Below are 6,761 nucleotides of genomic sequence, written 5' to 3' on the forward strand. Positions count from 1 at the left end.
ACGTAGGTGAAGGCCGGCCGGCGCTCCAGCTCGCAGTCCGCCCCGAGCAGATCCGCGACCTCCGCCACGCGCTCGACGGCCTCCTGCTGCGAGCGTGCGTACAGTCGCGCCCCCTCCGGGCCCCGGGTACGGCGCAGCCGCGCGTACACCAGGGTGTGCAGCGACGTCACCTTCGCCGTCGTGCACCCGGTCACCCCGGCCGCGATCCGGCCCGCCTCCAGCACGGCCACCGAACGCCCGGCCCGGGCCAGCTCCCAGGCCGTGCTCAGCCCCGCCACGCCGCCCCCGACGACGGCCACGTCCACCTCGAGCTCCGTGCCGGCGGCCAGCGGCGGATACGACGTGGCCGGCACGCTCGCCATCCAGTACGACTCGGGGGCGCCGGGAAGCGCCGGAAAACCGGAAGGGTCATGGGAAGGATTCGCCATGAGGGACGGGTTCCCCGGGCCCGCGGCCCGGACCCGTGCCGTACCGGCGGATACGCCCGTTCGGCCCCCGTGCCCCGCCCTTCCGCACGGCCGTGCGCGGCCACCCCCGCGGCGGTATAACGGGTGGTGGTGCGCGATGTCCCGGCCGCGGTCTCCCGGCGAGGAGGGACGTTCATGACGCACGACATCGGATCTGGGGCTCCCGCCTATCCGCCGATCGAGGACCACGGCATCATCGGCGACCTGCACACGGTCGCCCTCGTGGGCGTCGACGGCACGATCGACTGGTGCTGCCTGCCCCGCTTCGACGCGCCCTCGGTCTTCGGCTCCCTGCTCGACGCGGAGCGCGGCGGCTTCTTCCGCGTCACCGTCCCCGCCGCGGAGCGCACCAAGCAGATGTACATGCCGGACTCCAACGTGCTGCTGACCCGGTTCCTGGCCCAGGACGCCGTTGCCGAGCTCTACGACTTCATGGTCCCCGACCACCCCTCGTGCGGCAGGGGCACACGGCAGATCGTCCGCCAGGTACGGGTGCTGCGCGGCCGCGCCACCGTGGAGGTCCGCTGCCGTCCCGCGTTCGACTACGCGCGGGCCCCGCACGAGGTCACCGTCGTCGAAGGTGCCGGCGCCGTCTTCTCCGGCCCCGCGGGCCGCCTCGCCCTGCGCTCCTCGGTACCCCTGCGCGCCGACGGGGACGCCGCCCACGCCACCGTCACCCTCGGCCCCGGAGAGTCGCTGCGGCTCGCGGCCCAGTGGCAGGACGACGGCCGGCGCGAGGTCCTGCGCCCCCTGGAGGCCGCCGAGGCGACCGCGCTGCTGGACGGCACCCTGCGCTACTGGGACGGCTGGCTGCGCGGCTCCCAGTACCGGGGCCGCTACCGCGAGACCGTCGAACGCTCGGCGCTCGTCCTCAAACTCCTCGTCCACCAGCCGACCGGCGCCCTCGTCGCGGCCGCCACCACCTCGCTGCCCGAGTCGCCCGGTGGCGGCCGCAACTGGGACTACCGCTACACCTGGATCCGCGACGCCGCCTTCACCCTCTACGCCCTCATGCGGCTCGGCTTCACCGAGGAGGCCGCCGCCTTCATCGACTGGCTGCACCAGCGCTGCGTCCAGGCCCCGCCGGGCACCGGACTGCAGGTGCTGTACGGCATCGACGGCCGCGCCGACCTGCCCGAGACCGAACTCACCCACCTCGCCGGCTACCGCTGCTCCCGCCCGGTGCGCATCGGCAACGACGCCGCCCGGCAGCTGCAACTCGACATCCACGGCGAGCTCATGGACTCCGTCTACCTCTACAACAAGTACGGCGAGCCCATCTCCTACGAGCTGTGGGAGGCGCTGGGACGGCAGCTGGACTGGCTGGAGAAGCACTGGGAGGAACCCGACGACGGCATCTGGGAGAACCGCGGCGGCCGCCGGCGTTTCACCTACTCCGCGCTCATGACCTGGGTCGCCTTCGAACGCGCCATCCGCATCGCGCGCCACCGCGGCATGCCCGCCCCCGTCGAACGCTGGCGCGACGCCGCTGCCGCCGCCTACCGGCACGTCCAGGACCACTGCTGGTCCCCCGACCGGGGCGCCTACTGCCAGTACCCGGACGGCACCACCCTGGACGCCTCACTCCTCGTCATGCCGCTGGTGAAGTTCGCGGGCCCCGGTGACCCCCGCTTCCTCTCCACCGTGCGGCGCATCGAGGAGGAGCTGGTCAGCGACAGCCTCGTCCACCGCTACGAGACCGACGGCGCCGACGGGCTGAGCGGCGGCGAAGGCACCTTCAACCTCTGCTCCTTCTGGTACGTCGAGGCCCTCGCCCGGGCCGGGCGGGTCGGCGAGGCACGCTATGTCTTCGAAAAGATGATCACCCACGCCAACCACCTCGGCCTCTACGCCGAGGAGATCGGCCCGGCCGGCGAGGCCCGGGGCAACTTCCCGCAGGCCTTCACCCACCTGGCGCTGATCAGCGCCGCCACCAACCTCGACCGCGCCCTGTCCGCCCACCGCGGCTCGGTGGCCCGGCACTGGCAGTCCCCCTGAGCGGGCCGGAGCGGCGCCCGCTCACCCCACCCCGCAGGGCTCCACGGCGTCCTGCCGGTCGCGCTCCGACAGCTCCGCCTCCACGGCCGCGCGCAGCTGCGGATCCTCGATGGCGGCGGTGGGGTGGAGGGCGCGTCCGACGGTGTGCGGCTGCGCGTAGACGGCGATCAGCTGCCGGACCTTGGCGGCGTCGGCCGCCGGCGGTACGAAGGCACGGCCCCGGTCGCTGTCGTCCTCCTCGTGGTCCGGGTCGGAGAGGGCGGACCACAGGTCCTCGGCCACGCTGATCAGCTCGTCGAGCTCGTCGCGCACACCGTGCCAGCTGCCCTCGCGCAACGCCTGGTCGACGCGGGTGAGCGCGCCGAGCAGATCGGCGTAGTCGTCGGCCAACCGGTCTTCCATGGCGGTGGGTTCGAGAGTCTTCGCGGCCAGCTCGGTGGCGTACATGGCACCTCCAGAAGAGAGGAATGTCGGGGCGCCGGGGCTTCGTCGTCGGCGCCCCGCCCACGCATCGTCGCGCCGCCCGCCCGACGGCCGCCGGTGTTTGCCGCCGGGGCAGCCATAAATCACTCGCCCGGCCCATCATCGGTGCCGGGGCCCGCGGCTGCTCCGCCACCCGTAGCGGCTGCTGCGCAGCCGGCGTTTGAACTGCTCCAGCCGCGGATGGCGCTCACGCTGCTCGCGGGAGTGCCGGTCGAGCTCCTCCACCAGCCGCGCGGAGCGTTTCTCCACGTCCAGCTCGTCCAGGATCCGGTCGATCTCGGCGAGCAGCGCCCCGTGCAGCTGCCACTGGCGGGGATGGGTCAGCACCCGGTCGAGCAGCAGATGGGCGGCCCGGTCGCGGCTGACGCGGCCGGCCGCGAGCTCCTCGACCAGCTGGGACTCGGCCTCCTCCGCACTGGCGCTCACCTGCGTGGTGATCAGCACGGCGAAGCTCTCGACGGCCCGGGCGAGATGGCGGAAGACCTCCTCCAGCGCGGCGGCGACGTCCGGGTCGAAGAGCGGCTCGTCCAGCCGCTCCTTGGCCAGGTCGGTCAGCGTCCGGCAGGACACGCGCAGCACGACGGCCGAGATCTCCAGCGCGTCGAGCCCGGTCCGCAGCACCACCCGGGAGAGCAGCCCCTCGCGCACCCGGGGATTGAACCGCAGGCTGTCCTCGGCCTGCCGCAGCGAGGCGTCGACCTGCACGATGTCGTGGTCCAGCCGCCGCGCCTCGTGCAGCCGCGCGGCCGCCTGCTCCACCGGGGTGTGGCCGCGGACCTGTTCGCTGATGTGCCGCAGCAGCAGGCCCATCCGGCGCGAGAGGTCCATGATGGCCGCGCCGGCCGGCTCGACCCACACCGGGGGCACGAAGACCACGTCGAACAGCAGACCGACGACGGCGCCGATGAGCGTCTCCAGCACCCGGTCCCAGGCGGTCTCCGCCACCCGGGTCACGCCCAGCACCAGCATGGCGCTGATCGCGACCTCGGGGACGAACTCGCCGACGCGCACCATGCGGCCGATGACCAGGGAGGCGAGAATGATCAGGCCGAGGCTCCACCAGGTGAGCCCCACCAGGGCGCTGAAGCCGATGGCGATCAGTACGCCGGCGACGACGGAGTTCACCCGGCGGATGCCGGTGGTCAGGGTGGAGTAGAGGGTGACCTGGACGACCAGCAGCGCGGTCAGCGGTGCGGTGAGCGGGGCCGGCTCCCTGCTGAGCGACAGCGCGACCACATAGGAGATGACGGCGGCGAGCGTGGACCGCACCGCCTGCACCACCGCGGGTTCTCTGCCACGCCGGACCAGGGTCGTCAGGGGGTCTGCGAACTCACGGAACTGACGCACGTTGTGCCTCTTCCCCCGCAGAGGCACCACAGACATCCTGTTTCACTCTGCCACCCGGGTGGTGGTCCCGGGCGGCCGGTCAGAGTTCGCGCAGGGCGGGAAGGAGTTCCCGTTCGGCCCAGTCGAGATAGCCGGCCTGCTGCTCCCCGCCGATCTGGACCAGGGCGACCTCGGTGAAGCCCGCGTCGACGTACGGGCGGACCGCCGCGACGAAGTCGTCCGTCTTCGCACCGCAGGGGATGGACTCGGCCACCTCGTCCCGGCTCACGGAGCGGGTCGCCGAGGCGAAGGCGCCGTCGTGCGGCAGCTCGGAGTTGACCGGCCAGCCGAGCCCGAACCAGCGGAACTGGTCGTGCGCCCGGTCGATCGCCGCGTCCCGGTCGGGGTCGTAGCAGACCGGCAGCTGGCCGACGCGCGGCTTGCCCGCGCCGCCGTGACGCTCGAAGGACTCCAGGAGCTCCTTCTTCGGCTCCGTGGCGACGACCAGGTCGGCCAGATGGCCGGCCAGCCGGCAGGAGAGCTCGCCGGAGACGGCGACGCCGATGGGCGGCACCGGCTCGGGCAGGTCCCACAGCCTGGCGTGCTCCACGTCGTAGTGGGCACCGTGATGGGTGAGCAGCCGCCCCTCGAAGAGCGCCCGGATGATCCCGATCGCCTCCTCCAGCTTCTCCAGCCGGACCTCGGCACTCGGCCAGCCGCCCCCGACGACGTGCTCGTTGAGGTTCTCGCCCGAGCCCAGCCCCAGCCGGAACCGCCCCTCGGACAGCAGCTGCACCGTGGCCGCCTGCTGGGCGACCACGGCCGGGTGGTACCGGGTGGTCGGGCAGGTGACGTACGTCATCAGCGGGATGCGGGAGGTCGCCTGCGCGGCCGCGCCCAGCACGGCCCAGGCATTGGGGGAGTGGCCCTGGGAGGACAGCCACGGGAAGTAGTGATCGGAGATCACGGAGAAGTCGAACCCGGCCCGCTCGGCGCCCACCACATGGCCGACGAGTTCTCGGGGCCCGGCCTGCTCGGTCATCATCGTGTAGCCGATTTGCACCATAAAGCACCGGGTTCCCCCTGGTGCGGGGAAGAAACACCGGGCGTGGTTTGCCTGCTTCGTCCCGGGGAACCCGAGGGGGGAAGCCGATCAGTTGAGGGAGGGCGTCATGCGGGCCCTGACCTGGCACGGAAAGCGGGACGTGCGCGTAGACACGGTGCCCGACCCCCGGATCGAGCGGCCGACGGACGTGATCGTGCGGATCACCTCCACCGGCATCTGCGGCTCCGACCTGCACCTCTACGAACTGCTGGGCCCTTACCTGGCGCCCGGCGACATCCTCGGCCACGAACCGATGGGCGTCGTGGAGGAGGCCGGCGCCGCCGTCGCCGCGCTGGTCCCCGGCGACCGCGTCGTGGTGCCCTTCAACGTCTCCTGCGGCACCTGCTTCATGTGCGGGCAGGGACTGCACTCCCAGTGCGAGACCACCCAGGTCCGCGAGCACGGCAAGGGCGCCGCCCTGTTCGGCTACAGCAAGCTCTACGGAGAGGTGCCCGGCGGCCAGGCCGAGTATCTGCGCGTCCCCTTCGCCAACACCCTGCCGATCAAGGTGCCGCACGGGCCCCCCGACGAGCGGTTCGTCTACCTCTCCGACGTCCTGCCCACCGCCTGGCAGGCCGTCGAGTACGCGGCGGTCCCCGAGGGCGGCACCCTGACCGTCCTGGGCCTCGGCCCCATCGGGGACATGGCGGCCCGCATCGCCCTGCACCGCGGCGCCTCGCTGGTCATCGGCGTGGACCTGGTCCCCGAGCGCCTGGAACGGGCCCGCGCGCGCGGCGTCACCACCCTCGACCTGCGCGAACACGGCAAGACCGGCACCGACGGGGAGGAGATCGTCGCCGCCATCCGCGACCTCACCGACGGCCGGGGCACCGACTCCGTCATCGACGCCGTCGGCATGGAGGCCCACGGCGCCCCCGGCGCCAAGGCCGCCCAGCAGTTCGTCGGCCTGCTGCCGCACGCGCTCGCCCAGAAGCTCATGGACCGCGCCGGAGTCGACCGCATGGCCGCCCTGCACACCGCGATCGAGGCCGTACGGCGCGGCGGCACCATCTCCCTCTCCGGCGTCTACGGCGGCATGACCGACCCGCTGCCGATGCTGACCATGTTCGACAAGCAGATCCAGCTCCGCATGGGCCAGGCCAACGTCCGGCGCTGGGTCGACGACATCCTGCCGCTGCTCAACGACGACGACCCGCTCGGCGTCGAGGGCTTCGCCACCCACATCCTGCCGCTGGAGGAGGGCCCCCGGGCGTACAAGACCTTCCAGGCCAAGGACGAGGGCATGATCAAGACCCTGCTGACCCCGTGAGAACCCGCCGACCCGCCGAGCCACCGGAGGGCGCACAAGTGACGGCCTACGACGACCTCACCACCGCGGCCCGGTCCCCGCATCCGCGCCGGCCGGCCCCGCCTACCGCGCC

The 6,761-nt window shown here is 72.7% G+C and carries 6 protein-coding genes; 2 read left to right on the top strand and 4 right to left on the bottom strand.

The annotated features are described in order from the left end of the window. Positions 1 to 362 (bottom strand): FAD-dependent oxidoreductase (locus tag AB0K09_RS27455; protein ID WP_366068102.1); only part of this gene is annotated, 362 nt, incomplete at its 3' end. Between the two features lie 240 nt (positions 363 to 602). Between AB0K09_RS27455 and AB0K09_RS27460 the strand changes: the two genes are divergently transcribed. Continuing rightward, positions 603 to 2,465 carry a glycoside hydrolase family 15 protein gene (locus AB0K09_RS27460; RefSeq protein ID WP_366068097.1) on the top strand — a complete coding sequence of 621 codons (1,863 nt, stop codon included), beginning with the start codon at positions 603 to 605 and terminating at the stop codon, positions 2,463 to 2,465. Positions 2,466 to 2,486: 21 nt separating this feature from the next. Here AB0K09_RS27460 and AB0K09_RS27465 read toward each other — a convergent pair whose 3' ends face one another. From AB0K09_RS27465 to AB0K09_RS27475, 3 genes are all read right to left on the bottom strand, one after another. Then, entirely contained in the window at positions 2,487 to 2,912 is a 426-nt protein-coding gene (locus AB0K09_RS27465) for a hypothetical protein (protein WP_366068098.1), read from the bottom strand. 135 nt (positions 2,913 to 3,047) lie between these two features. Next, the gene (locus tag AB0K09_RS27470) at positions 3,048 to 4,295 is read right to left on the bottom strand and encodes an FUSC family protein (RefSeq protein WP_366068099.1); all 1,248 of its coding nucleotides are present in this window, start codon (positions 4,293 to 4,295) and stop codon (positions 3,048 to 3,050) included. A 79-nt stretch (positions 4,296 to 4,374) separates the two neighbouring features. Next, on the bottom strand, positions 4,375 to 5,340 hold the full coding sequence (locus AB0K09_RS27475) for an LLM class F420-dependent oxidoreductase (protein ID WP_366068100.1): 966 nt from the start codon (positions 5,338 to 5,340) through the stop codon (positions 4,375 to 4,377). A 106-nt stretch (positions 5,341 to 5,446) separates the two neighbouring features. Between AB0K09_RS27475 and AB0K09_RS27480 the strand changes: the two genes are divergently transcribed. Then, positions 5,447 to 6,649, top strand: a complete 1,203-nt coding sequence (locus AB0K09_RS27480; RefSeq protein WP_366068101.1) for an alcohol dehydrogenase catalytic domain-containing protein — start codon at positions 5,447 to 5,449, stop codon at positions 6,647 to 6,649. Positions 6,650 to 6,761 lie beyond the last annotated feature (112 nt).

It is taken from the genome of Streptomyces sp. NPDC049577 (assembly GCF_040675635.1).
Taxonomy (GTDB): Bacteria; Actinomycetota; Actinomycetes; order Streptomycetales; family Streptomycetaceae; genus Streptomyces.

Bases quoted from the DNA above. Each gene is read 5' to 3' on its own strand.
- AB0K09_RS27480 (WP_366068101.1), top strand. From the start codon at position 5,447: ATGCGGGCCCTGACCTGGCACGGAAAGCGGGACGTGCGCGTAGACACG.
- AB0K09_RS27465 (WP_366068098.1), bottom strand. From the start codon at position 2,912: ATGTACGCCACCGAGCTGGCCGCGAAGACTCTCGAACCCACCGCCATG.
- AB0K09_RS27475 (WP_366068100.1), bottom strand. From the start codon at position 5,340: ATGGTGCAAATCGGCTACACGATGATGACCGAGCAGGCCGGGCCCCGA.
- AB0K09_RS27460 (WP_366068097.1), top strand. From the start codon at position 603: ATGACGCACGACATCGGATCTGGGGCTCCCGCCTATCCGCCGATCGAG.